The organism is Sphaerisporangium melleum (assembly GCF_014646695.1).
Lineage (GTDB): Bacteria > Actinomycetota > Actinomycetes > Streptosporangiales > Streptosporangiaceae > Sphaerisporangium > Sphaerisporangium melleum.
Map to the genome: position 1 here is coordinate 1 of NZ_BMNT01000044.1, position 25,098 is coordinate 25,098.

22 protein-coding genes are annotated in these 25,098 nt (G+C 72.6%); 10 read left to right on the forward strand and 12 right to left on the reverse strand.

The genetic code is table 11. The features are described from left to right. The coding region (locus tag IEY93_RS30995) for a cellulose binding domain-containing protein (protein WP_229691627.1) at window positions 1-473 on the forward strand (473 nt) is incomplete at its 5' end. A gap of 355 nt (window positions 474-828) precedes the next feature. On the opposite strand, the gene IEY93_RS31000 is transcribed toward IEY93_RS30995, so the two are convergent. Next, complete coding sequence (locus tag IEY93_RS31000; protein ID WP_189166707.1) at window positions 829-1,965, reverse strand: aminotransferase class V-fold PLP-dependent enzyme; 1,137 nt, start codon at window positions 1,963-1,965, stop codon at window positions 829-831. Window positions 1,966-2,137: 172 nt separating this feature from the next. Between IEY93_RS31000 and IEY93_RS31005 the strand changes: the two genes are divergently transcribed. Then, window positions 2,138-3,094 (forward strand): NAD(P)H-binding protein, encoded by a 957-nt coding sequence (locus tag IEY93_RS31005; RefSeq protein WP_189166708.1) that lies wholly within the window; start codon window positions 2,138-2,140, stop codon window positions 3,092-3,094. 115 nt (window positions 3,095-3,209) lie between these two features. Here the strand turns inward: IEY93_RS31005 and IEY93_RS31010 are convergent, their stop codons facing one another. After that, a complete protein-coding gene (locus tag IEY93_RS31010; protein WP_189166709.1) occupies window positions 3,210-3,728 on the reverse strand; it encodes a hypothetical protein in 519 nt (172 codons plus the stop codon). 202 nt (window positions 3,729-3,930) lie between these two features. Between IEY93_RS31010 and IEY93_RS31015 the strand changes: the two genes are divergently transcribed. The 3 genes from IEY93_RS31015 (at window position 3,931) to IEY93_RS31025 (ending at window position 7,595) form a co-directional block, all read left to right on the forward strand. Further along, entirely contained in the window at window positions 3,931-4,341 is a 411-nt protein-coding gene (locus tag IEY93_RS31015; protein ID WP_189166710.1) for a RidA family protein, read from the forward strand. A 165-nt stretch (window positions 4,342-4,506) separates the two neighbouring features. After that, window positions 4,507-6,621, forward strand: a complete 2,115-nt coding sequence (locus IEY93_RS31020; protein ID WP_203968993.1) for a TRAP transporter permease — start codon at window positions 4,507-4,509, stop codon at window positions 6,619-6,621. After that, entirely contained in the window at window positions 6,618-7,595 is a 978-nt protein-coding gene (locus IEY93_RS31025) for a TAXI family TRAP transporter solute-binding subunit (RefSeq protein WP_203968991.1), read from the forward strand. The genes IEY93_RS31020 and IEY93_RS31025 overlap by 4 nt, the downstream gene beginning before the upstream one ends. A 48-nt stretch (window positions 7,596-7,643) precedes the next feature. Here IEY93_RS31025 and IEY93_RS31030 read toward each other — a convergent pair whose 3' ends face one another. Next, a complete protein-coding gene (locus IEY93_RS31030) occupies window positions 7,644-8,027 on the reverse strand; it encodes a PPOX class F420-dependent oxidoreductase (RefSeq protein ID WP_189166712.1) in 384 nt (127 codons plus the stop codon). A gap of 110 nt (window positions 8,028-8,137) precedes the next feature. Then, window positions 8,138-9,064 (reverse strand): SDR family NAD(P)-dependent oxidoreductase, encoded by a 927-nt coding sequence (locus IEY93_RS31035; protein WP_189166713.1) that lies wholly within the window; start codon window positions 9,062-9,064, stop codon window positions 8,138-8,140. An 80-nt stretch (window positions 9,065-9,144) separates the two neighbouring features. Here IEY93_RS31035 and IEY93_RS31040 point away from each other — a divergent pair, with 80 nt between their 5' ends. Continuing rightward, window positions 9,145-9,693: a TetR/AcrR family transcriptional regulator gene (locus tag IEY93_RS31040; protein ID WP_203968989.1), complete on the forward strand. Its 549-nt coding sequence runs from the start codon at window positions 9,145-9,147 to the stop codon at window positions 9,691-9,693. 87 nt (window positions 9,694-9,780) lie between these two features. Here the strand turns inward: IEY93_RS31040 and IEY93_RS31045 are convergent, their stop codons facing one another. The 3 genes from IEY93_RS31045 to IEY93_RS31055 form a co-directional block, all read right to left on the reverse strand. Then, window positions 9,781-11,028: a cytochrome P450 gene (locus tag IEY93_RS31045; RefSeq protein WP_189166714.1), complete on the reverse strand. Its 1,248-nt coding sequence runs from the start codon at window positions 11,026-11,028 to the stop codon at window positions 9,781-9,783. A 205-nt stretch (window positions 11,029-11,233) separates the two neighbouring features. Beyond that, window positions 11,234-12,145, reverse strand: coding sequence for a phosphotransferase family protein (locus IEY93_RS31050; protein ID WP_189166715.1), 912 nt, complete (start codon window positions 12,143-12,145; stop codon window positions 11,234-11,236). Next, window positions 12,142-13,512, reverse strand: a complete 1,371-nt coding sequence (locus IEY93_RS31055) for a helix-turn-helix domain-containing protein (protein WP_203968987.1) — start codon at window positions 13,510-13,512, stop codon at window positions 12,142-12,144. The genes IEY93_RS31050 and IEY93_RS31055 overlap by 4 nt, the downstream gene beginning before the upstream one ends. A 250-nt stretch (window positions 13,513-13,762) precedes the next feature. Here IEY93_RS31055 and IEY93_RS31060 point away from each other — a divergent pair, with 250 nt between their 5' ends. Then, window positions 13,763-14,491 carry an ATP-binding protein gene (locus tag IEY93_RS31060; RefSeq protein ID WP_189166716.1) on the forward strand — a complete coding sequence of 243 codons (729 nt, stop codon included), beginning with the start codon at window positions 13,763-13,765 and terminating at the stop codon, window positions 14,489-14,491. Window positions 14,492-14,547: 56 nt separating this feature from the next. Further along, the gene (locus IEY93_RS31065) at window positions 14,548-14,760 is read left to right on the forward strand and encodes a hypothetical protein (protein ID WP_189166717.1); all 213 of its coding nucleotides are present in this window, start codon (window positions 14,548-14,550) and stop codon (window positions 14,758-14,760) included. A 9-nt stretch (window positions 14,761-14,769) separates the two neighbouring features. Here IEY93_RS31065 and IEY93_RS31070 read toward each other — a convergent pair whose 3' ends face one another. Beyond that, window positions 14,770-18,216, reverse strand: a complete 3,447-nt coding sequence (locus IEY93_RS31070) for a phosphodiester glycosidase family protein (RefSeq protein WP_189166718.1) — start codon at window positions 18,214-18,216, stop codon at window positions 14,770-14,772. Between the two features lie 241 nt (window positions 18,217-18,457). Between IEY93_RS31070 and IEY93_RS31075 the strand changes: the two genes are divergently transcribed. Further along, on the forward strand, window positions 18,458-20,005 hold the full coding sequence (locus IEY93_RS31075; protein WP_189166719.1) for an FG-GAP repeat protein: 1,548 nt from the start codon (window positions 18,458-18,460) through the stop codon (window positions 20,003-20,005). Window positions 20,006-20,251: 246 nt separating this feature from the next. Here the strand turns inward: IEY93_RS31075 and IEY93_RS31080 are convergent, their stop codons facing one another. After that, the gene (locus IEY93_RS31080; protein WP_203968985.1) at window positions 20,252-20,845 is read right to left on the reverse strand and encodes a TetR/AcrR family transcriptional regulator C-terminal domain-containing protein; all 594 of its coding nucleotides are present in this window, start codon (window positions 20,843-20,845) and stop codon (window positions 20,252-20,254) included. Between the two features lie 70 nt (window positions 20,846-20,915). Here IEY93_RS31080 and IEY93_RS31085 point away from each other — a divergent pair, with 70 nt between their 5' ends. Next, on the forward strand, window positions 20,916-22,151 hold the full coding sequence (locus tag IEY93_RS31085; protein WP_189166720.1) for a beta-ketoacyl-[acyl-carrier-protein] synthase family protein: 1,236 nt from the start codon (window positions 20,916-20,918) through the stop codon (window positions 22,149-22,151). Window positions 22,152-22,348: 197 nt separating this feature from the next. On the opposite strand, the gene IEY93_RS31090 is transcribed toward IEY93_RS31085, so the two are convergent. From IEY93_RS31090 to IEY93_RS31100, 3 genes are all read right to left on the reverse strand, one after another. Beyond that, window positions 22,349-23,929: an alkaline phosphatase D family protein gene (locus IEY93_RS31090; protein WP_189166721.1), complete on the reverse strand. Its 1,581-nt coding sequence runs from the start codon at window positions 23,927-23,929 to the stop codon at window positions 22,349-22,351. A gap of 192 nt (window positions 23,930-24,121) precedes the next feature. Then, window positions 24,122-24,394 (reverse strand): GlsB/YeaQ/YmgE family stress response membrane protein, encoded by a 273-nt coding sequence (locus tag IEY93_RS31095; RefSeq protein ID WP_189166722.1) that lies wholly within the window; start codon window positions 24,392-24,394, stop codon window positions 24,122-24,124. Window positions 24,395-24,490: 96 nt separating this feature from the next. Continuing rightward, window positions 24,491-25,093: an HAD family hydrolase gene (locus IEY93_RS31100; RefSeq protein WP_189166723.1), complete on the reverse strand. Its 603-nt coding sequence runs from the start codon at window positions 25,091-25,093 to the stop codon at window positions 24,491-24,493. Between the last annotated feature and the right edge of the window lie 5 nt (window positions 25,094-25,098).

The following is a 25,098-nucleotide window of genomic DNA, read 5'->3' on the forward strand; positions in this document are numbered from 1 at the left end:
CCACCAGCACCACCACCGGCGCCATCTCCGCCAGCGTCCCCGCACACGGCACCGTCGTCTACCGCGTCAGCGGCGGCCCGACCCCCACGCCGACCCCGACCCCCACGCCGACCCCGACCCCGACCCCCACTCCGACTCCCACGCCGACCCCGACCCCGACTCCGCAGCCGGGCGGCTGCTCGGTGACCTACCGGCTGGTCAACGACTGGAGCTCGGGCTTCCAGAGCGAGGTGACCGTCACCAACTCCGGCTCCTCCACGCTGAACGGCTGGACGGTGCGGATGACACTGGCCGGCGGGCAGACCATCTCCAGCCTGTGGAACGGCGTGAACACCGGCACCAGTGGCGCGGTCACCGTGAAGAACGCCGCCTACAACGGCACCCTCGCCCCCAACGGGTCGACGACGTTCGGCTACACGGCCAACGGCAGCGGCGCGAGCGCCCCGACCGGCGTGAGCTGCACGAGCCCGTGACGACGCGCTAGCCAGGAGTCCGGCGCCACCTCGCGAAGCGGCCACGATCGCGCGACGCTCCGAACCGTGGCGCCGGGCTCCCCCGGCTCCGGCAGGCTGCACCGGACCGGGCGAGTCCGATCCCACACGGTCCACGCCGATGCACATCCCCCGCGGTCCGGTGCGGAACATGGTCCGGTCCGACGTGGCGGGTTCTCGGTGACCATCACCTGCGCCGGGGCCGTCCGGAGGCGTGAGACCACGGCGAAGGCGGCCCGGCCGGTCGGCGTGCGCAGCGCGTGCGGGCGGACCGGTCTCCCGGTGGTCAGAACTCCGGGCACGCCCCGGTCCGGCCGGACGGATCGGGCATCTCCGGTCAGGCGAACAGTTCGCGCATGGCGGCGGCGAGGCGCTCGTAGTCCTGTTCCCGGTTGTAGACCTGGGCGGACAGGCGCAGCAGGCCGCCGCCGGGACGGAACCTGATGCCGGCCCGGCAGCGGTACCTGCGCAGGATCTCGGCCGACAGCGCCTCGGCGCGCAGGTGGGTCTCGGCGACGCCGTCCGGCAGCCGCAGCACGCACATCGCGAGCTCGGGGTCGGCGGGCCAGGCCGGCAGCCCGGACACCTCGGCGACGATCTCCCTGCCCCGGGCGACCAGCGCGGCGTTGCGCTCCCGGACGCCGCGCATCGCCGGCTCATCGAACAGGCGCAGGCCGTACGGGGCGGCCAGCCAGGCGGTGTGGTCACGGGTGCCCTGGAACTCCACGCTCCGGGGGAAGCCGTCCTGCTGGTAGAACGACGGGATCAGCGGCTCGACCCGCTCGCGCCAGGGCGGGGCGACCGCCAGCACCCCGGTCGGCCGCGGCGCGTACGCCCATTTGTGCAGGTTGCCGGTCCAGAAGTCCGCGCCCAGCGCACCGAGATCCACCTCCAGCATGCCGGGCGCGTGGGCGGCGTCCACGATCGTGGTCACGCCGAGCTCGCGGAAGCCGTCCACCAGGCGGCGCACCGGCAGCAGGCGCGCGGTGGCCGAGGTGATGTGGTCGAAGATCGCCACCCGGGTGCGGGGGGTGACGGCCGCGAAGTACGCCTGCGCCGCCTCCTCACCGGTCCACACCCCGTCCCGCCCGCCCGGCAGGGTGACCACGACCACCTCGGCCCCGGCCCGCCGGGCGGCGACGCGCGCGGCGATCTCCACGGCGCCGTAGGTGTGGTCGCTGACCAGGATCTGGTCCCCGGGCCGCAGCGGCAGGCCGTTCAGCGCGATGGCGACGCCCTCGGTGACGTTGGACACGAACGCGATGCCCTCGGGCTCGGCGCCGAGGAAGGCGGCCACCTCGTCCCGGGCCTTGGCGATGCGGTCCAGGATGGTGGCGAAGAAGGAATCGGGGGCGTGCTCGACCTCCCGGCGCAGCTCGTCCTGCCTCTCCAGCACCCGGCGGGGCACCGCGCCGAAAGACCCGTGGTTGAGGTGCGTGACGGACGGATCCAGCGCGAAGTCGTCGATGCTCATCACACTTCGGACCTTAACCGCCCGATCCCGGACACCCCCGCACTGCCCCGTGCGAGCCCGCCCACGTGCCCCCTCTCCAGTTGCGTCAACTTTCCGTTGTTCTCCGCTTGACCTGCCACCAGCCTGGGAATCACCCGCTTGACCTGGGCGGACACCGGAGGGAGATGACGGGATGGCCTTCGGCACGCCCGGGGACGGGGCCTCGGCGCCCGCGCCGATTCTGGTGACCGGAGCGGGCGGGAGCGTCGGCGGCGTGGGCCGGACAGTGGTGGCATTGCTGCGCGAACGCGGCCTGCCGGTGCGCGCGATGGTGCACCGGGAGGACGAGCGCACCAAGTCGCTGCGCGAGCTGGGCGCCGAGGTGGTCACCGGCGATCTGACCCTGCCCGCCGAGGTGGCGCGGTGCCTGGAAGGCACCCGCAGGGTGTACTTCGGCATGGGGGTGTCCTCGTCGTACCTGGTCGCCGCCGCGACGGTCGCGGCCGTGGCGCGGGCGACCGGGAACCTGGAGGTCCTGGTCGACGTGTCGCAGATGACGGTGTCGCAGATGGGCGTGACCAGCACCGAGGAGTCCGACCAGCAGCGGCTGCACTGGCTGGCCGAGCAGGTGCTGGACTGGTCCGGGCTGCCGGTCGTGCACCTGCGCCCGACGGTCTTACTGGACAATCCGCTGTTCACCACGCTGGCGGCGCGCACGATCGCCGAGCGCGGGGTCATCCGGCTCCCGTTCGGCACCGGGCGTTCCTCACCTATCGCCGCCCGCGACGTGGCGCGGGTCGCCGCCACGGTGCTGGCCGACCCGGCCCCGCACATCGGACGCGTGTACGAGCTGACCGGCCCGCGGTCGCAGGACATGGCGGGCGTCGCCGCGGAGTTCTCCCGCGCGCTGGGCAGGCCGGTGACTCACGAGGACGTCCCGCTGGACGTCTGGGCCGAGGAGGTGCTGGCCCCGGCCGGCCTGCACCCGTACGTCGAACAGCACATCGCCACGATGGCCCGCCTGCACCGGCAGGGCAGGTACGACCGTCTGACCCGCACGGTCGAAGAGATCACCGGCACTCCGGGCCAGACCATCGAGGAGTACGTCACCTCCCACGCCCCCCTCTTCCAGCCACCGAACCCCGGCTGACCCGCCTGCCCCGCCAGGTGGGGCTGTCACGAATTTTGGATCGCAACCGCCCCACCGCCGCGCGGACCGTCTCCATCACCTCGAAGAACTCGGCGACTCTATTCGCCGACCGTTCTCAGACGGTGAACAGGTAGACGGGAACACTGCTCCCGGGACCGTTGAAATCGAAATACTTGACCTGGTCCTTCGGGCACGCCTTGGCGCTCCACTGCGTACCGTTGGAGTACTCGGCCTTCACCTGCGCGCACTTTCCATCAGCGCTGGTGTCCTTGACCCAGCCCGAGACTCGGATGTTCCCATTCGAGCAGGAATGCGACCAGCTCGCCTGAGCCCCACTGACCCTCACGTTGTTGACCACCTGGCCACAGGACCCGAACGGCTGAACGGGATCTCCCGTGCCGGCGCCCGCGGGACCGGCCACCGCCAGAAGGCCACCGGCCGCCAGCACCCCCGCGATCACGTACTTTTTCATCACGTCTGGACCACCCTTTCGAATCTGTCCTGCCTTCGACTTCGTACATCTAAAATCGTTGCTGAAACAGAGCCAAATGTCGTTGATGATTCGCGCCAGGTTGTTAACTTCGCGTGCCGAGCACTGCGGAAGAACATGTTCCCGATCATTACGACCGGCCATCGGCGAGACTCTCCCGTCACCAGCCGAATTCGTGTGACTCTGGCCCACTTTTATGATCGGCATATTCTGCGATCAGGATTATGTTGGGCCGGACGCGGGCCGGTGCCGACGCCGGGACGCTGCGGGCCCTCCCGGCCGGGGTGGGGTGGGTCCGCTGAAAAACCTGGTGCGGTGAGTCGGCCGAGTCGCCAGACTCGCGCGCATGGCTTCGCAGATCACACGCATCAATCCCGCCCGGCTCCATGAGACGCCGGGATATCACCACGTCACCGTCGTTGAGGCGGGCCGGACGGCCTTCCTGGCGGGACAGTGCCCACTCGACCGTTCAGGGGAGCTCGTCGGTCCAGATGATCTCGACGCCCAGATCGACCAGGTGGCGGCCAACGCCGTCACCGCCCTGAGCGCGGTGGGCGCCCGTCCGGAACATGTCGTCCGCTCAGTGATCTATGTCGTCAGCGACGATGGCGCGGTCCTGGGCGCCGCCTGGCGGCGTCTGACCGGATCGGCTCTAGGACCGGCGTTCACCACCGCGAGCACACTGCTGGGCGTTGCCCGGCTCGGCTTCGCAGGACAGCTGATCGAGGTCGACCTCACAGCGGCCCTGCCCGCGTAGCCGTCCACCCGCGGGACCGGCGCCGAACACCCGGTCCCGGGTTCACGGTTGCGGACATCGGGTGAATGACCTTTAAAAGTTTGCGCTCAACACCTACGTTTACATGGACGTCGTGTTCCTTGTTGCGTCAGGTGCCCGATGGGGCCGAGGAGCCGGGAGGTAGGCGTGTCGACCACCGCGCACGGCACCGCGTCGCCGTCCCCGGCCGGCGACGGGGGCGACGAGGCCTCCGACGCTCGCAGGCTCATCGCCGAGTACGACGCCGAGAAGCCCGCCCGCGACCTTACCGGCGTCCTGGGCCGTGCCGTCGGCGTGGTGGCGATGTGCGTGTCGCTCTACGCGCTGTACGTGGTGTTCGACCCGCTGCCCGTTCTGCCGTACCGGATGAGCTTCCTGGCCCTGGTGCTGGCGCTCACGTTCCTGGTGTACCGGCCGGGCCTGCCGCGCCGGGCACGGGTCGCGGCTCGGGACGGGAACGGGGAACCCGATCCGGCGCGGGATGCCGAGACGGACCCGGCGCGCGGCACAGGGCCGGACGCGGGGACGAAGCCGGGACGGGATCGGCCGGGGGTGGTGGACTGGGCGCTGGCCGCGCTCTCCGTGGTCGTCTGCGCGTACCCGCTGTTCGCCTTCGACGCGTTCATCCGCCGGACCTTCGACCCGTCGGCGCTCGACCTGGTCATGGCGGCCGGCTGCACCCTGCTGGTGCTGGAGGCGACGCGGCGTACCGTCGGGGCCATCCTGCCGGCGATCTGCCTGGCGTTCGTCGCCTACGCCTACTACGGCGGCTACCTTCCGGTCGACTGGAGCATCGGGCACCGCGGCTACGACCTCGGCCGCATCCTGGTCCAGCTCTACATGGGCACTGAAGGGCTGTTCGGGGTGCCGCTGGACGTGGCGGCGACCTACATCGTGCTGTTCACGATCTACGGGGCGGTGCTGGAGTACTCCGGCGCGGGCCGGTTCTTCCTGGACATCTCCTTCGCCGCGTTCCGCCGCTCGGCCGCCGCGCCGGGGCGCACGGTGACCCTGGCCGGGTTCCTGCTGGGCACGGTGTCGGGGTCGGGCACGGCGACCGCGGTGTCGCTGGGCAGCGTGGCCTGGCCGATCCTCAGGCGGGCCGGCTACGCGCCCGCGCAGGGCGGCGGCGTGCTGGCCGCGGCCGGGATCGGCGCCATTCTCTCCCCGCCGACGCTGGGCGCGGCGGCGTTCATCATCGCCGAGTACCTCAAGGTGTCCTACCTGCAGGTGCTGCTGTACGCGGTCGTGCCGACCCTGCTGTACTACCTGGGGATCATCCTGGCCGTCGAGATCGACGCGCGCAGGTTCGGCGCCCGCGAGGTGGAGCGCGACGTTCCCTCCACCCGGCGCCTGCTGACCCGCTTCGGATACCACTTCTCGTCGCTGATCGCGATCGTGGTGCTGATGGCGCTGGGCGTCTCGCCCTTCCGGGCGGTCGTCTACGCCACGGTCATCGCCTTCGCCCTGTCGTTCCTCGACCCGGAGAGGCGGCTCGGTCCGCGCCGGGCGGCCAAGGCCCTGTCGGTGGGCACCCTCGGCGTCCTGCCGGTCGCGGCCACCACGGCCGCCGCCGGGATCATCGTCGCGGTGGTCACGCTCACCGGCCTCGGCCTGAAGGCCTCGCGCATCATCGTGGACCTGTCGGGGGGCGGGCTGGCCATGACCGCGGTGGTGGCGGCGCTGGCGGTGCTGCTGCTGGGGCTCGCCGTCCCGGTCACCGCGTCGTTCATCATCGCAGCCGTCATCATCGGGCCCGCCCTGCAGGTGCTCGGCGTGACGCCGGTGGCGGCGTACATGTTCATCTTCTACTACGCGGTGCTCTCGGAGGTGACGCCGCCGACGGCGCTGGCCGCGGTCGCGGCGTCGGCCATCACCGGTGGCAACGCGTTCACCACCATGATGATGACCTGGAAGTACACCCTGCCCGCCTTCCTGGTCCCGATGGCGTTCGTGCTGGCCCCGCCCGGCCGGGCACTGCTGTGGCAGGGCCCGTGGCCGCAGGTGCTCGCCGCGCTCGCGGTGTCCGCGGTCGCCGTGGCGGCGCTCGCGGCGGCGACCGGCGGCTGGATGCTGCGCCGCGCGGGATGGCCCGAACGCCTGCTGTGCGGGGCGTCGGCGCTGATCCTGCTCTATCTGGAACCCGCGAGCGTCGCGGCCGGCCTGGCGCTCCTGGCCGTCGCGTTCCTGGTGCACGTCGTCCTGCGGCGCCCCGGCCGTGACCACGGGCCGGTGTCCGCCCCATCCGAGGAGGGAAGTTGACGCGATCCTTCACCCGACTGGCGGCCGTGGCGGTCGGCCTGGTCCTCGCGCTCGCGGCCTGCGGCGGTGAACGCCGGACCGCCGACGAAGAAGGCGTGTACAAGGGCGGCCGGCTGTCCATCGCGACCGGTAACACGACCGGCGTGTACTACCAGCTCGGCGGCGGGTACGCCGACCTGATCGGCAGGAACCTGCCCGGCTACCAGGTCACGGCCGAGGCGACCGGCGCCTCGGTCGAGAACATCCAGCGGGTGGTGCGCGGGGACTCTGACATCGCCTTCACCCTGGCCGACGCCGCCGGGGACGCGGCGACCGGCAAGGGCGCGTTCTCCGCGCCGCAGCCCATCCGGGCGCTGGCCCGCATCTACACCAACTACACCCATGTCATCGCGCGCGCCGACGCGGGCATCCGCTCGGTGGCCGACATGAAGGGCAAGCGCGTCTCGACCGGTTCCCCGAACTCCGGCACGGAGTACATCGCGCTGCGCCTGCTGCGGGCCGCGGGCGTCGACCCGGACACCGGCCTGCGCAAGCAGGCGCTGTCGCTGCCGGAGACCGTCCAGGGCATCAAGGACGGCACCCTGGACGCGCTGTTCTGGTCCGGTGGCCTGCCGACCGGCGGCGTCACCGACCTGGTGACGACTCTTAAGCAGGACGTGGTCTTCGTCCCGCTCGACGACCTGCTGCCCAAGCTGCGGTCGGAGTACGGCGAGGTGTACCAGGCCGGCTCGATCGGCAAGGCCGTCTACGGCACCGGTGACGACGTCGCCACCATCGCGGTCCCGAACCTCCTGGTCGTCTCGGACAAGATGCCCGCGGGCCTGGCCGGTGACCTCGCGCGCATCCTGTTCGACCACCAGCAGGAGCTGGTCAAGGTGCATCCGGAGGCCGGGAATATGAGCAAGGCCGACGCCCCGAAGACCGCCCCCGTCCCCTTGCACGACGGCGCAAAGAAGTACTTCACCGGGGGCTGACCACGGCCGCCGCACCACGGTCCGCACGGTGCGGCGGGTGATCTCCCTTCACACCCTGCGGCTCTCCTGTGGCCCGCCCAGACCCCAGGAAATGACCTTGGCCGGGGTGATTCTGATGATCTCCCGGGAGAAGTACGGCAGGGGCGGCTCGTGGTCGGTCAGCGCCACCGCCGTGCCCCGGATCTCGATGCCCCGGGGTGTCCACGGATCGATCGTCGCCAGGTCGTCCACGACGAACGCGACCGTGCTGCCGTGCTGGATGTTCCTGAACTTCTTGGATCCGCCCAGCGCGTGCCCGCCGATGACGATCGTGCCGGCGTCCAGGAAGAAGCCGACCGGGTTGTTCTGCACCTGCCCGTCCGGGGAGACGGTCGCCAGCCGTCCGAGACGCTGCGTGGCCAGATAGTCGAGTTCCGCTCGCGTGAAGATCATGTGCCGCAGTGTGCAACTTCAACAGCGGTGGAGGTCAAGCCGGACCGGTCGCGGCGTTCCGCGCCGAAGCGGGCTCACCGGACGACGCCGGCCGGGGTGGCCGTGGCCGGTCAGGCGCTTTCGGCGAGTTCGGCGTCCAGGTAGCGGACGCCGGTCGCCTCCTCCGACAGCCGCCAGAGGCGCTCGGCCAGGGCGAGGTCGTCGGCGGGTGGTACGAGCGCGTCGAAGTGGACGCGGAGGTCCGTGCGGCGGGCGGCGAAGCCGAGGAACTGCCCGGTTCGCGCGGCGGGGCTCGTGGCGGCGAACGCCAGTGGCAACCCGCCCTGCTCCATCGGACGGCTGAACAGCGGCTTGGCGACCGCGAGCAGCGCCTTCTGCGCCAGGCTCTGGGCCTGGTCGTGCATCGGCGTGGAGGCCATGCCCGGGTGGGCGAGGAAGCTGCGGACGGGGCTGCCCGCCCGCCGCAGCCTGCGGTCGAGTTCGGCGCCGAAGAGCAGGGCCGCGGTCTTGGACTTCACGTAGGCGACGCCGTGCGAGATCGGGCGCTCGGCGGCGAGGTCCTCGAAGTCGGTGCGGGGGCGGGTGCGGCGGTAGAGGTTGGAGCCGACGGCGACCACCCGCGGGTCGTGGTCGGGACGGAACAGGTCGAGCAGCAGGCCGGTGAGCGCGAACGGGCCCAGGTGGTTGGTGGCGAAGACGCGCTCGTACCCCTGCGGGGTCAGGTCGGGCGCCGTGGTGCCGATGCCCGCGTTGTTGATCAGCACGTCGATGTGGCGCCCGTCGGCGTGCATGCGGTCGGCGAAGCGCCGTACCGAGTCGAGGTCGGCCAGGTCGACCTGGCGCACCTCGAGGTCGCCCGTCAGCTCGGCGCGGACGCGTTCGCCCTTGGCGGGGTCGCGTACCGCCATGATGACGCTCGCGCCGCGGCGGGCGAGCTGCCCGGCGACCACGAGGCCGAGGCCGCTGCTCGCGCCGGTGATCAGTGTCGTCCGTCCGGTCTGGTCGGGGATGTCGTCGTAGGACCATGCCAGTGCCATGCTCGCCGTCCCAGCTTAGGGGATAATTTATCCGTTCAGCTCGAACGGTACCACAGCAGCGGATGGTTTATCCTCTCAACGTGACACTGCGCGCCGACTCCGCACGGGTACGGGAACGGATGCTGGCCGCCGCGCGCGCACGCATCGCCGCCGGTGATCTCGAACTCCCGCTCAACGCCATCGCCAAGGACGCCGGCGTCGGCGTCGGCACGGTCTACCGCCACTTCGCCGACCGGCAGGCGCTGCTGGAGTCACTGGCGTCCGACGGCTTCCGGGAGCTGGTCGCGGCCGCCGCGGCGGCCGCCGACAACCCCGACATCGCGGACGGGCTGCGCAACCTGCTGCGCGCCGGCCTGAACCACCAGCTCGCCGATCCCGCGCTCGCCGCGATCCTGTCGGCGCCCGAGTCCCAGGACGCCGAGATCCTGGCCCTGGCCCGCGAGCTGCTGACGCTGTCGGAGCGCGTGCTCGACCGTGCCCGCGCGGCCGGGGTCATCCGCCCCGACATCGTGCCGGACGACGTACGCAGGCTGACGTGCGGGCTGCAGCACGCCATCCGCAGTGGCGACGACGATGACGCCGCGATCGACCGCTACCTGGACATCCTGCTGCGGGGCCTGCGGCCGTAGCCGCGCCGGCCCGGCCGGCGGATCGCACATCTCGCCGGCGCGGGGCCTCGTGCGCCGATCACCTCGGCGAACCCGCCCGGCGGCCGGTCAGAAGGTGAAGGGCTGGGCGGTGACGCTGTTGTCAAAGTTGGACAGCAGCAGCTCGGGCTCGCCGGTGGCGCGGATGCCGGGGAGACGGGTGAACAGCTCACGGTACATGATCTTGATTTCCTGGCGGGCGAGGTTGGCGCCGAGGCAGAAGTGCGGGCCGGGGCCGCCGAAGCCGACGTGCGGGTTCGGCTTGCGGGTGATGTCGTACCGGCCGGGGGCGTCGAAGACCTCCTCGTCCCGGTTGGCCGAGCCGTAGAACAGCACGACCTTGTCACCCGGCGCGAGCCGCACCCCGCGCATCTCGTACTCCTCGGTGACGGTGCGCCGGAACTGCATGATGGGCGAGACGTACCGGACGGTCTCCTCGATGGCGCCCGCGATGTGGCCGTCGAAGTCGTCCACCAGCCGCTCACGCTCGCCCGGGTTGTCGGTCAGCAGCTTGAGGCCGTGCGCCATGGTGTTGCGCGCGGTCTCGTTGCCGGCCACCAGCAGCAGGGTGAAGAACGAGCCGAGCTCCTTCGGCGTCAGCCGCTCGCCGTCCACGTTGGCGGTGACCAGCGCGGACACCAGGTCGCCACCCGGGTCGCGCTCCCGCTCACGGCCGAGGGCGATCACCATGCGCTGCAGGGCGAACAGCGCGGCCATGTTGCGGCCGGCCATGGCGACGGTGCGGGGCAGGCTCATGCGCACGCCGGTGTAGGCGGTGGAGACGTCCACGTGCTCGTGCACCTTGGCGCGGATGCCGGGAGGGATGCCCATCATGTCGCAGATGACGTGGATGGGCAGCCGGGCGGCGACCTGGGACACGAAGTCGCGCGGCCCCTCCTTCACGACGTCGTCCACGATGCGCTCGGCGGCGGCCGCGATGTCGTCGTTGAGGTTGCTCAGCATCTTCGGCGAGAAGGCGCGGGACACGATGCGGCGCAGCCGGGCGTGCCGGGGATCGTCCAGGTTGACCATCGAGTCGCCGAACACGTGCTTGACCCACCCGGGCGGCTCGGGGTTGGTCACGGCGGGCTCGCTGGAGAAGACCTTGGCGTTGCGGCTGGCCTCCACCACGTCGGCGTGCTTCACCAGGGCGTGGAAACCCTTGCCCGAGCGGAGCAGGGGCACCCGGCGCTCGGGGAAGAACACCGGGTGCGGCAGGCCGCGCAGCCGGGCGAAGTCACGCTCGCGCTCGCTCGGCGGCCTGCGCCAGAACGCCAGATCAGCCAGGTCGATGCCCGTGTCCACCGCCGTTGTCACCGTCCTATCCTGGCACGCCCCGCCGGCCCCCGCTCCCCGCCCGGACCATCCCTGTCCCTCCGGAGAGGAGGACCTGCCGTGCCCCGTCCGCCGTGGCAGGCTCCCGGGGTGTCCGGGCCACGTCAAGGCGCGCCGTGATGGACACGCCAACGGTGGAAGCACCCGCACCAGGATCGGGACAGGGCAGGACAGGACAGGGCCGGCGTCAGCGGTACGGCTGCCAGCGGGTGGTGAGGTCGCGGGCGCGGAAGGTGCGCATGCGGTGCTCCCACTGGCCCCGGACCGCCGGGTTGCTGCGCAGGACGGGCAGCACGCTGGTGACGAGCTTGAGCTCACGCAGGCGGCGCAGCACCGGGAATCCCTCCCACGCCGTCACGTCCACCCCGTAGTGCTCGACCATCAGGGCATGGTCGTCGGCCGGGTAGTCCAGCCGCAGCCGGCCGACCGCGACCGGGGCGAGGTCCCACTCGCGCGGGCCGATGCCCGTCCCGTCGAAGTCGCACAGCACCGGCCCGCACGGCCCGGCGATGACGTTGCCGAGGAAGGCGTCCCCGTGGATGAGCCCGCGGGGCAGCGCGAACCGCAGCCCGGCGAGCTGCTCCTCCACCTCGTCGCACTCGCGGGTCAGGAACGCGTGGTCGGCCGGGTCGAGCTCCTCGGGCTCCGACAGCCGCTTGCGCACCTCGTCCATCGGCCGCCACGGCGGCAGGCCCGCGGGAGGCCCGGGAAGACGGTGCAGGCGCCGGAGCAGCCGGGCCAGGTCGGCGCCGTCCGGACGGCGCGCGCGATCTGGAACCTCCCGCCACAGGGTGATGGTCTGGCCGTGCAGCAGGATGGGCTGGTCGAACCCGGGAAGCAGCCGCACGGCCGGGAAGTCGTGACCCTCCAGCCAGCGGGCCACCCGCACGACGAGCCCGGCTCGTTCGCGAGCGGCGGTGGACCCGGCGATGCGGACGACCACCGGGGCCGCGCGCAGCCGGAAGACGGCGTTGTTGGTGAATTTGATCAGCTCGGCGCCGGCGGGGTCCAGGCCCGTCCCTGCGCAGACCGCGCCGAGCAGGAAGTGCAGGTTGTCCCTGGTCAGCCCGCCGGAGGGGTCGATCGTGGTGACGCTCATCCGGCCCGCAGCTCCGCGATGCGCCGGAGCAGGTCTCGCACGCCGGAATCGTTGGGACGGTCCTCAGCGGCCACCTCCAGCGGGCTGAGGCGGTCGATCGTCCGCACGGACCTGATCTGAGTGATCAGCGTGACGGCGTCGTGCCCGTCTATCACGCCTTGTTCCACCTCTCCTAGTTTCAGCCGCACCGTGGCGAGGCCGATTAGTTCGAACACTTTGCTCCGCGCCATGTCGGACTCGCGCCGCTGGACGCTGGTCGCCAGCAGTTCCGCCGCCTTCGGCAGATGGCGCCCCGCGTTCACCTCGGCCAGGGATGCGTGGGCCACGCCGCTCGCGGCCTGCAGGTCGACCTCGGTGAAGAAGCGCACCCATCCCGGCGCCTCCTCCGGACGGGCCCGGTTGAACTCGTCGTAGGCCCTGTTGATGGACTTCATGGCGAGCCGTTCGTCGCCGAGCAGCGCGTACGCCCACGCCTCGTTGGCGCACAGCATCGCCACGGTGAGCTCGCAGCTCGCGTCCTGGGCGCAGATCTGCCCGAGTTGGAAGAACCGTAATGCGTCCTGCACCCGGGACAGGTGCAGGTGCACGCGTCCCATCCGGTACAGGATGTTCGCCGCCAGCGACGGGTCCCCCGCGTGCTTGGCCTGCTCCAGCGCGCGGGCCAGGTGGACACGCGCGGCACCGTGCAGGCCGACGTCGAAGGACGTCCAACCGGCGAGGTTGTGCTGGTCGGCCAGGGCGCGGTGCAGGCGGCGCCCGACCTGCTCGGAGCAGGCCGCGCGCAGCAGCCGCTGCGACCAGGCGAGCTGGGCGACCACGGCGTCCCGGCACACGCCGCCGCCGTAGCGGTAGTCGAGTGCGCGCAACGACTGGGTGACCATCTCCACCTGCTCCACCTCGGCCTCGCCGATCCTGCCGGGAACGGGGGTGTCGGCCCGGGCCATCGGACGGCGCCAGTCGTCGTCGGTGACGGCCAGGGCGCCGATGGTGACCTGGGCGGCGTGCGCCAGCAGCCGCCGCACCTGCTCGTCCTCGTCCACCTCGTCCTCCTGCCCGGGCCGGCCCGGGCCATCGGCGGCCGGGGCCGCGTCGTCGTAGGCCAGCCCCATGTAGCCGCGCGGCACGCCGAGCCCGTCGGCGATGCGGACCAGCACGTCGTAGGCCATGACCTGGCGCCCGTTGAGGATCTCGGAGATCTCCGACTGCGACTGCCCGGTCTGGGCGGCGATACGCCGCTGGGAGATGCCGACCCGCTGCAGGAGCAGGTAGACCGTCGCGATGTCGCGCGCCCCCAGCGCCTGGCGCATCGCCGGCCGCTCCCAGACCGCGAAGCTGATCGCCTGCTCGTTCGCATGAGTGACGTTCATGCCGACCTTCCACGGTGAACTCGCTGGCCTCTCAGGTAACCAGGTCACCGTGGTCCCCGTGGCCGATAACGGTTGGACCGATCGCCCGGGCCTATCGGCTCGGCCGATCGCCGCAGACCCGAGATGGGTATCGGTGAGGCGTCTGGCCGTTCTGAGCGCCGCACGCGCAGCATGGATCCAACCCCGGAGGGATCACCGCGCGCTTCCTCCGCCGGCCCATCGCGTCGACAAGCCCAAGGAGTGGTCACCCATGCGCGCCGAGCAACCCGTTCAGCAGGAGGCTCACCCGAGCACCGGGGCGCCGGCCTGGCCGCACGGCCAGGCGGGAGGTGCGGGAGTGCCGGCGCAGGAGCGGTGGACGGGCGAGGAGTCGGCCGCGGCCCTCGTCGCGGGCGCCTTCCGGGTGCTGGTGACGACGCTGCGGCCGGGGTCGGCCTCGCGGTGTGGCCGGGTGGTGCTGCGGGCCGCCCTGGCGGGGGCCGGGGTCGCCGAGAGCGACATCGGTGACGCCGAGATCATCGTGGCCGAGCTGGCCGCCAACTCCGAGACGCACGCGCGCGGCCCGTACGAGCTGCGCGTCCACTGCCTGAGCGGCATTCCGATGTGGTGTGAGGTGGTGGACGGCGGCCAGGACGCCGACGCCATCGCGGCCATCCTGACCCGCCTGCAGGAGAGCGACCGCGGGCCGGACGACTCCGGCGCCGCCGGACCGGCCCGTCCGGCGATCGACACCGAGATCGACGGTCTGCTCGACGAGTTGCTCGACGCGGCGTCGCTCGCCGAGAGCGGGCGGGGGCTGCTGCTGGCCCACCGGCTGTCGAACGGGCACTGCTACGCCTACCCGACCACCATGTCGGCCGGCGGCGGGTCCGGCAAGGCCGTGGCCTTCGCCCTGCCCGCCCCCGCCGCCACCGCCGCACCGGCCCTCCGGCCCGAGATGGCCCCTCCGGCCCCCCGCCCCGCGCCGACCTGGGGTTGACCTGGCCGTTCCCGGGTACGGAGCCGGTTTCGGACGACGAGTGCCCTGGGGGAAGCATGTCGCAGCCTGGATCCCGGCGCGAAGATCGCGAGGACGAGGACGTCCCGCTGGCGGACCGCCGGGCGGAGCAGCAGGACGTCCACGACGAACCGGATTTCGCCGAAGAGTTCGCCCCCTCGCCGACCGACCCGGCGAACCAGCCGGAACTCGACCCGGACACCGGCGTGCACGGCGGGGACGAGGGGTACGAGAAACCCTCCTCGGCCTGAGCGGGCCGGTCAGCGGGAGGCCGCTCCCCCCGTGACCGTCACCTGCGCGGAGGCGGCGCGGTCCCCGGCCGTGACGGTGAGGGTGGCCCGGCCGGGACGCACCGCGGTGAGCCGGCCGCTGGACAGGTCCAGGACCGCCACCACGCCGTGCCCGCGGGCCGCGGCCTTGGCCGCTGCCGCGTCCGCCGCGACGGCGAGGGCCCGGTCGCCGCTCCAGGTGACGCTCGCGGGGTATCGCAGCGGGAAGGTCAGGCCGAAGGCCGTCGTGCCACCGGTGGCCGACACCTGCGCGCTCGCCCCGGCGGCGAGCGTACCGGGCGCGGTGAGAGTGATCGTGTCGAGCAGCGGGTTGACCCTGGCGGTCAGCCAGTCGCGCGAGCGCGGACTCGGCAGACCCGCCTCGACCTTCCCGGGGGCGGGGTCGACGCCGACCAGCATCCAGCCGAAGAATCCACCCTTGTCGGGGGAGCTGTACGGCGTCTTGCCGACCGGGGGCGTGGTGATCTCGGCGACGCCGTCGGCCCGGCCGACCGCGGCGGTGTGCGCGTGCCCGGAGAACAGCGCGACCGGCTTGCCGGCGCTCTCGCGCCACTCCGCCAGCCACCGCTCGACCAGCCCGGCCTCGAGCCGGTCGGCGAACTGCGAGCTCCCCGCGCCCGACGGGTCGCGCGGCGGGTGGTGGAAGACCACGGCCAGCGACCGCACCGACCGGTCCTTCGCGGCCTTGTCCAGCTCGGCGCGCAGGGCCGGGATCTGTGACCAGTCGGAGGCGCGCAGCCCGCCGAGCGTGGTGTTCAGCAGGACGAAGCGGGTGCCCTTGTGGTCGAAGACCTGGCGGGCCGGCCGGCCGGTGGCCAGGAAGGCGTCCAGGGTGCCGGTGGCCGTGGCGCCGGACTCGTGGTTGCCGGGCGTCCAGTACACCGGCAGGCCGGCGGGCACGTTGTCGGTGAGGATCCGCTCGGCGAAGGCGATGTCGGCGGGAAGGTTGTTGTCCACGAAGTCGCCGTTGACCACGATGAAGTCGGGACGGGCGGCGACGGCCTGCCGCAGCGCCGCCGCCGCCTGCCGCGCCGGGAACGACGACGGGCCCGCCGCCGCGCTGACGTGCAGGTCCGACATGATCGCGAAGCGCCAGCGGCCGGGACCGATGCCGTCCTGCATCAGGACGAAGGGGTCGGAACCGATCTCGGCGTCCGCGGTGACCTCCTCCCCGACGAGCGCGGTCAGCCCGTCGAACCTGATCTCACCCGCGTCCTTGGCGAGGTTGGAGGTCTCCACGACGTATAGGTTGGTGAGGGTGATCGGCTCGGAGAAGCCCGCGGGCAGGGTGCCCTCCACCCACTTCCAGCCGGTCCAGTCGACCAGCGTCGCGAAGGTGAACGGCACGTTGGTGGTGCCCTGGGAGCGCAGGGTGGCACGCAGCCAGTGCCTCCTGCCGTCCCCGTAGGCCCACACGCCGATGCGCCGGGTGCCGTGCGGGAGGGTCAGCGCCGCGGGCTGGGCCACCGCGTACGCGGCGGAGGTCCCGGAGGTGCCGGAAAAGTCGTACCGCAGCGCGAGCGCCCGGTTGCCGGCCGGGGCGCCGGGACGGTCGGGGGCGTCCACCACGGCGACCGACGCGGTCGCGCGGGCGGTGGAGACGCCCCACTGCTCGCCGGGCTCGAACTCGGCGAGCGACCGGCGCTTGAGGCCGACCACCACGGGCAGGCGGGCCGTCTTGCCGCCGACGGTGGCGGTGACGACCGTGGCCGTGCCGCCGGGGGCGTCCAGGCCGGTGATGGCGAGCGAACCGTCGTCGCGCGGCTCGACCTTGACGACCGAGGAGTCGTGGTCGAGCCGCAGGTCGCGGGCGGCGACCGGCGCGTCGAAGCCGTCGGCGTCGTACCCGCGCACCCCGACCACCGCGGACTCGCCGCTCTCCAGGGTGAGGCTCGCGGAGGTGAACCGGGCGGTGGCCAGTTCCCCGAGCACGCGGACCTTCGCCTCGCCGCGCGCCCGCCCCGCGTGGGCGCTGACCGCGCCCTGGCCGGAGCGCGCGGCGCGCAGCAGTCCGCCGCGCACCTCGCCGAGCCGGCCCGCGTCCCAGGTGACGCGCGCGCCGCCCAGCGCGGCCGGGGCGAGGGTCTCGTCGTGCCCGGCGGCCGACACCGTGAGGGTCAGGCCGGGGAACACGCGGGCGGCGCCGGTGCGGACGGCGAGACCGGTGAGCCTGCCCGAGCCCTTGGCGGTGAACAGGCCGATGCCGCTCGGGATGGGCCGCTCGCCGCCGTCGGACGGCGTGTTCACCACGCTCACCCGGCCGTCGCCGGGGGCGCGGGCCACGAGGTCGGAGGAGCCGCCGCCGTCCAGCATGAACGCCTCGCGGGCGCCCAGGCGCACCATCAGCTTGGCGGTCTCGTCGAAGCTCAGACCGGCGGAGAAGTTGGCCGAGCCGTCCACGGTGACCAGCAGCAGCCTCTTGCCGCCCTCCTGCCAGCCGATGGCGGTGCGCGGCTTGGGCGCGTCGTTGCCGGTGGACGGCGGGAAGTCGATCGCCCGGCCGTCGCGGACGAGCACCTCGCCGCTGCCGAGGGCCGTGCGCAGCCCAGCCGGGGAGTCGGTACGCAGGCCGACGTCCAGGGTGACCCGGTCGCCGGGCTTGGCGGCGGCCAGCGCGGCCGCGGCGCTGCCCTGGCCGACGACCACCAGCCCGTCCGCCGGCACCGGGGCCGCCGTGATCGCGGTGTTGACCGCGGTGACGGCGCCACCGGCGACGACCAGTTCGGTGACCGGGCCGGGGTTCCCGATCAGCGTGCGCGCGGCGGGACCCCACTGGCCGGTGAAGACGGCGACGCCGTTGGCGGGGAAGGAGGGCGAGTTGAGGACGTTGACCCGGTGCGCGGCCCCGGCCACGGTGACGGTGCCCTCCAGCAGGGCGCTCGCCAGCCGGGCGACCTTGTCCTCGCCGACGGCGGCGACCGTGCGGGACTGGTCGGTGGCCTTGCGCAGCTCGCCGTCCCTGACCTCCGGGCCGATGACCGCGTTGGTGTTGTTGATCTCGTAGTAGTCGCCGTTGACGGCGGCGACGGCGCCGCGAGCGTCGGCGGACTTCGACAGCGGCGCGATCTCGGTCAGCGCGCCTCCCACCAGGCCGACGTCCACGCCGGGGCCGGACAGGTCGGCGTTGAGGACGTGCGCCCTGGTCCAGCCGTCGCGCCCGAAGGTGTCGAAGGAGGTCAGCACGATGCCGGGGGCGACGGTGCGGTCGGTGCGCGTGGCCTCGACCGACTCGCCCGGGACTGCCGTCTGATAACCGGGCCGCGCCTGCCCTCCCCCGGCCCCGCCGTGCCCTGCGCCACCGCCGTTCCCGTGGGCCTTCGCCGGCGCGTACACCGGGACCTCGGCGTACGCCGCCTGGGCGGTGCCGGGAAGGGCGATCACCAGCGCGACGGCGACCGCGCGCGCCAAAGTACGCATATCTACCTCTTTACCTACGAAACGAACAGAGTGAAGGTAGACACACCCGCGGCCGATCTTCGGTCCGTGCCGTGACGCGCCGATGACATCTCGCCGAACATCATGACGATCAGGTGATGCGACGCACCGCCCCTCCTGACGATCACATTTTCGATCAGTGGACGCGCCGTTAAGAAGCCCGACGCGGGGACTTCACGCTGCGGTGGGGCGGACGTCCAGGTCGGCGAGGACCATCCGGAGCATGAGTGCCCCGCGCGCGCCCCGCCTGCTCGCCGCCGCGACCCTCGCGGTCGCCCCCATCGTCGCCCTCCTCCCCCACGCGGCGGCCCACGCCGCGGCCACCCCGCACCGTCGCCCGCCGGCCCTCACCCGCGTCGCCGCGTCCACCGGCGCCGCCATGGCCACCACCGCCGGCACCCGGAGCCACGCCAGGGGGAACTCCCACCGGGCGGCGTGCGCCGGCGCCGCCGACCTGGTGGTGGCCGCGCCGTACGCGACCGTGGACGGGCAGGCGCGGGCCGGTGCGGTCACGCTGTACCGGGGCACGCGCGAGATCGGCGTCCTCGCCCAGGGCTCGGCGGGCATCCCCGGCAGCCCGGAGCGCGGCGACTCCTTCGGTTCCGCCGTCGTCTCCGGCGACTTCGACGGGGACGGCTGCGGCGACCTGGCCATCGGCGTGTCGGAGGAGTTCGCGGGCACGCCCGTCCCCGACGGCGCCGACGGCAACGGGATCGTCCAGCTCCTGCGCGGCTCCGCCGACGGCCTGAAGCCGGCCGGGACGCTGGACGTGACCCGCCTCGGCCGCCCGCGCGACACCGACCGGTTCGGCGCGGCGCTGGCGTCCGGCGACCTGGACGGCGACGGGGACGACGAGCTGGTCGTCGGCATCCCCGGTCTGTCCGAAGGCGGCGGCGTGGGCGTGTTCGGCATGAAGGGCCGCGACCTGCGCGCCAAGGGCACGCTCGTCACCCAGGCCACCCCCTGGGTCGCGCAGGAGCACATCGAGGGCGACCAGTTCGGCGCCGCGGTCGCGGTGGGCGACTTCGACGGCGACGGCCGGGCCGAGGTGGCCATCGGCGCCCCCGGCGACACGGTCGGCCCGACCACCTCCGGCGGCGGCTCGGTCACCATCGCCGACGTGCGCAGGCGGCAGGCCGGCATGTACACCCAGAACAGCCCCGGCGTCCCCGGCGAGGCCGAGAAGTGGGACTCCTTCGGCGCCGCCCTCGCCGCCGGCGACTTCGACCGCGACGGCCGCGACGACCTGGCCATCGGCACCCCGGGCGAGGGCCTGGACGCCTTCCAGGACGGCCCGATGTACGGCAACGGCGCCGTCCACGTCCTGTACGGCACGCGCCGGGGCCTCACCGCGATCGGGAGCGAGTTCTGGTCGCGCAAGACCAAGGGCATCCGCGGCAAGAGCCTGAACACCGACCGGCTCGGCTCCGCCCTCGCCGCCGGGGACCTCAACGGGGACGGCGACGCCGAGCTGGCCATCGGCCTGCCCGGCGGCAACCGCGTCCTGGTGCTCGCCGGCACCCGCACCGGCGGCCTCACCGCCAACCACGCCGTCATCCTCACCGGCCGGCCGGGCCACCCCGGCGACCTCTACGGCTCCGCCGTGACGATCAACGACGCAGGCCTCGCCGTCGGAGCCCCCGGCGCCGGACGCGTCACCCTCATCCCGGCCACCACCCGCAAGGGCTCCTACACCGGCCTCCACCCCCGGAACACCACCACCCTGACCGCCCCGAAGCCGGCCCTCTTCGGCTTCTCCCTCACCTCCTGACAGCGTTCCCCGGCGCTCGGACGGTCTCCAGAAGATCATCGGGGCGGGCGTGACCCACGTACTCCACGCGGCCAGGGATCGACCGAACGACGAACCCACGTCCTCGGTGACTCCCCACGACGTCCACGAGAGGCCGATGGAGATCGGCGCTCGGCCGAACGGCGGTCGGGGCCACCTCATATCGTGCGTACTCATCTGCGCGCCCGGCGCCGACGTCCCCAACGGGCGATCGTGTGGCCGGGCCGCTCATTCACCTGCCGGCCTGGCGCGGACCGTGAGCACTCCGGCGAGGTCGATGTCGCTGGAACGGCCGGCGAAACCGGACTCCGAGATCAGTCGCGCCCCGAGGACGGCACTCCAGAAGGTTCGCGCCTCGGTGTCGGCGGGCCGGTCGATGACCCAGTCATGGCGTTCGAGGACCGCGGTGAGGTAGCGCTGGGCCTGCCGGAACAGCAGACCGAGGTTCTGCCGCACCAGCGGCTGCAGTTCGGGGCGGTGACGCGTGATCGACATCGCCTGGACGGCGATCGGCACCGCGGGCAGGGCCAGCGCCGTGCGCGCCAGTGCCTCGCGGAACGCCTTGGGGGTGCGTTGCCGGTGACCGATCGGTTCGAGCCGCTCGGCGTCGCGCAGCAGCATCAGGAACGCCGCGTGGACGAACAACGCGTCCTTGGATCCGAAGTAGTAGGTGATCTGGTTCGGATGGGCGCCGGCCGCCGCAGCGATCTCGGCCACGCTCACCGAGCCGAGGCCACGCTCGGCGAAGAGCGTCACGGCCTGCTCGAGAAGCCGCGCGCGGGTGTGCCGGCCGCGGCTGCGGGGCGGTTCGCTCGTGGACACGCGATATTTGTATGCGATACAACTACGGGGCGCAAGCCCCGGACACCGCTTCCGCCGTGAGGAGATCAGCATGAGCGTCCAGGACATCGTCGTCACCGGACTGGGTGCGACCACACCACTCGGCGGCGACATCGACTCCCTGTGGGAAGGACTGCTCGCCGGCCGCTCGGGCGTACGCCGGATCGACGACCTGGTGGCGTCATTCGGTCATGCCGACGAGCTGCCGACGAAGATCGCCGCACCCATGGCCGTCTCTCCCGACGACGTGCTGCCCCGTGTGCAGAGCCGGCGCATGGACCGCTGCCAGCAGGCCGCGCTCGTCGCCGCCCGGCAGGCATGGGCCGATGCCGGCGCGCCCGAGGTCGACCCGGTCCGCCTCGCGGTGGTGATCGGTACCGGCATCGGCGGCCTCAACACTCTCCTGAACCAGGACGACCTCATGGAAGAGAAAGGCCCCGGCCGGATCTCTCCTCTCGTCGTCCCCATGCTGATGCCGAACGGACCGGCCTCCTGGGTCAGCCTGGAGTACGGCGCCCGCGCCGGCGTCCACACACCCGTCTCGGCGTGCGCGTCGGGCGCCGAGGCCCTCGCTCTCGCCGTCCAGCTGATCCGATCCGGCCAGGCCGATGTCGTCATCGCCGGCGGTGCGGAGGCCGCCATCACACCGCTGACGATCGCCGGCTTCGCCCAGGCGCGCACGTTGTCCAAGCGCAACGACGACCCTGAACGTGCCTCACGGCCCTTCGACGCCGGCCGCGACGGCTTCGTACTCGGCGAGGGCGCCGGCATCATGATCCTGGAGCGTGCGGACTTCGCGGCCGGACGGGGCGCTCGCCCGATCGGGCGGCTGGCCGACTTCGGCATCACCTCGGACGCCCACCACATCACCGGCCCGGACCCGACCGGCGCCGGCCAGATCCGGGCGATCCGCAAGGCCGTGTCGGACGCCGGACTCCAGCCCGCGGACGTCGGCCACGTCAACTGCCACGCGACGTCCACCGTCGTGGGCGACGTGGGTGAAGCGGCCGCCATCCGGCGGGCACTCGGAAACGACGTCGTCATCACCGCGCCCAAGTCCAGCATCGGCCATCTCGTCGGCGCCGCCGGCGCCGTCGAGGCCGTCATCACTCTTCTGTCGGTCGTCAACAGTGTCATCCCGCCCACCCTCAACCTCGAACACAAGGCACCCGAGGTCGAGCTGGACGTCGTCTGCGGCGAGCCTCGCAAACAGCACCTTGGCGCGGCGCTCACCAACTCCTTCGGGTTCGGTGGGCAGAACGTCTCCCTGCTCTTCACCGCTCTCTGAAGCTCCTTGACCCAGGGCGGGCTCCCTGCGCCTCCCGGCCGCTGGATGGGTGCCGACGCCGCTTCGGTGATCGCGCCACCGGACGCCGCCGCGCCGTCGCCATCGTGGTCTCGCCGCCGGAGGCCTTCGCGCCACGTCTTCGCGATCCGGGACGTGGACGAGGTCCGCTGCGGGCGCCGTTGCCCGCGGCGGGGACCTCAGGTGAGGGTCTGTTCGCCGGCGGGGATGGTGAAGGTGGCGGCGGTGCGGGCGGGGGCGCCCCTGCGGCTGATGTAGTCCAGGGTGCGGAAGTCCGCCGTGAGCTCGTCGGGGGTGGCCCGGCACATGATGTAGCCGCGGCGCTCGTTGACGAACTTCAGGTGCGGGTTCTCCATCAGCAGGGCGGCGTCCCTGGCCGGGTCGTGGTAGCCGTCGCCGTCGCTGGAGATGGAGGTCGCCACCAGCTCGACGCCGACCCGCTCGGAGTCGGGGTCGTCGAAGTCGGCGAGCAGGTCGGAGGCCGAGGCGACGTGCGCGTCGCCGGTGAGCACGACCGGGTCTCCGCTTCCCGCGCTCCGTGCGGAGGCCAGGGTGCGCAGCAGGCGGTCACGCTCGGCGGCGTAGCCGTCCCAGGCGTCCACGTTGAGCTCGCGGCCGGGGCCGAGGTGGTAGTCGCGCTGGCCGACGATCACCTGCTGGGCGATGAGGTTCCAGGCGGCGGGCGCCGCGCCCAGGCCGCCGGCCAGCCACTTCATCTGGTCGTCGCCGAGCATGACCCGCTCCTGCGCCAGGCGCTCGTCGCAGCTCGACCGCATCCCGTCGTCGCAGGGCTGGTCGTCGCGGAACTGGCGGCTGTCGAGCAGGTGGAAGGTCGCGACGGACCCCCAGGACACCCGGCGGTTGATCCGGATGCCCGGGCCCCGGGTGACGGCGGAGCGGCGCAGGGGCATGTTCTCGTAGTACGCCTGGAAGCCCGCCGCCTTACGCGTGGCGAAGTCGGGGGCGAGCGTGCCCGGGTTGTCGCCGGCCCAGTTGTTCTCCACCTCGTGGTCGTCGAAGATGACCAGCCACGGGCTGGTGAGGTGGGCGAGCTGGAGGTCGGCGTCGGTCTTGTACTGCGCGTGGCGCACCCGGTAGTCGGCCAGGGTCTGCAGCTTGCCGCCCGCGTGCTCGCGCACGTTGCCCTGCGCGGCGGTGTAGACGCCGCCGGAGTACTCATAGATGTAGTCGCCGAGGTGGACGACCAGGTCGGGGTGCTGCTCGGCCATCCGCCGGTAGGCGGTGTAGTAGCCGTGCTCGTACTGCGCGCAGGAGACCGCCGCGAACGTCAGCGCCGTCTCGGTGGTGCCGGGCGCGGGAGTCGTCCGGGTGCGGCCGGCCTCGGACAGGTGGCCGCCGGCGCGGAACCGGTAGAAGTACTCACGGCCCGGCTTCAGCCCGTCCAGCTCGACGTGCACCGAGTGCGCGGCCGCGGGACGGGCGGTGGCGGTTCCGTCGCGTACGACCGTGCGGAAGCGTTCGTCCTCGGCGACCTGCCAGCCGACCTCGACGTCCCGGGACGGCATGCCCCCGTGGCCGTCGGGGGTGAGCGGGTCGGGCGCGAGGCGGGTCCACAGCACGAACCCGTCAGGCGCCGGGTCGCCGGAGGCGATGCCGAGTTTGAACGGGTCGGCGGCGGTGCGCCCCGCGGGCGCCTGCCGGGGAGTGGACGCGCCGGCGGACGCGGGCGACAGCAGGCCGCCGGCCCCCGCGGCGGCGGCGGCGATCAGGAACGCTCTGCGTGACGGGTTCTGCTCCACGCCTGCAAGTGCAGACGACCGGGCTGGCCTGCAGGCGAGTGCCCGATGTCGCCGGCGTGAACAGCTCGGGGACAGGAGTGCGGATTACCCACGGTGATTGAACGCCCGCCGACGCGCAGGCGACGGCTCGCGGCATTCCACGCGAAGAGCGGGCGCGGACCGGACGGGCGGAGGGTGGCCGCGAGCCCGTGGTCAGGTGATCCTGCGCTTCCCGTACAGCGCGGAGGCGATCAGGACCCCGATGATGGCCAGGATGATCTGCAGAATCAGCTCGATCCAGTCGATGCCCCTGGTGTCGGCGACGCCGAGGCCGCCGGCGATGGCCGTGCCGATGAGGGCGGCGATGATGCCGATGACGATGGTGAGCCAGATCGGGATCTTCTGCCGCCCGGGGATGATGAGCCGCGCGAGCGCCCCGATCACCAGACCGACGATGATCGCGCTGATGATGCCGCCGACATGCATGTCACCCTCCGTGATTCCGCTTGCTAGGCGTATGCCCGCTACAGGGGCATACGATGCGTCGTCGCCGCAGGTCAGAGCGGAATCATCCGGTGGTCGTCAGGCGGAGGGCATCGACAGCATGAGCTTGAGGTCGTCACGCAGCGTCCCGGCGTCGCGGAAGTGGACGGCGCTCATGCCGGCCGCCTCGGCGCCGTGCACGTTCACCAGCCGGTCGTCGACGAACACCACGTCCTGCGGCGGCGCGCCGAGCGCGGTGGCGACCCGCAGGTAGATCTCGGCGTCGGGCTTCACCAGGCCCATGTGCCCGCTGTAGAACCGGGCGTGCATGGCCGGGATCCAGGACAGGCGCTCGATGCCCTCCGCCACGCAGGCGGGGGCGTTGGACAGCAGCGCGACCGGGCGGCCCGAGTCGCGGAGCTCCTGCATGACCGCGACGGCGGCGTCGTTGACGTGGGTCCAGCTCGCGACGTCCAGCGCGACGAGCCGTTCGACCTCGGCGTCCCGGGCGCGGCGGTCCAGCACCTCCGACCAGTACGCGCCCGGGGTGAGGGTGCCCCGGTCGAACTCCAGCCGGTGCTCCCAGTAGCCCCGCCAGAACCGGTCGGGGTCGATGCCCGCGGCCTCCACCAAGCGCTCGCGGTCGGCCTCGGGCTGCGCGTGGCACAGCACTTCCCCGTAGTCGAAGAGCACCCATTTCATGATCG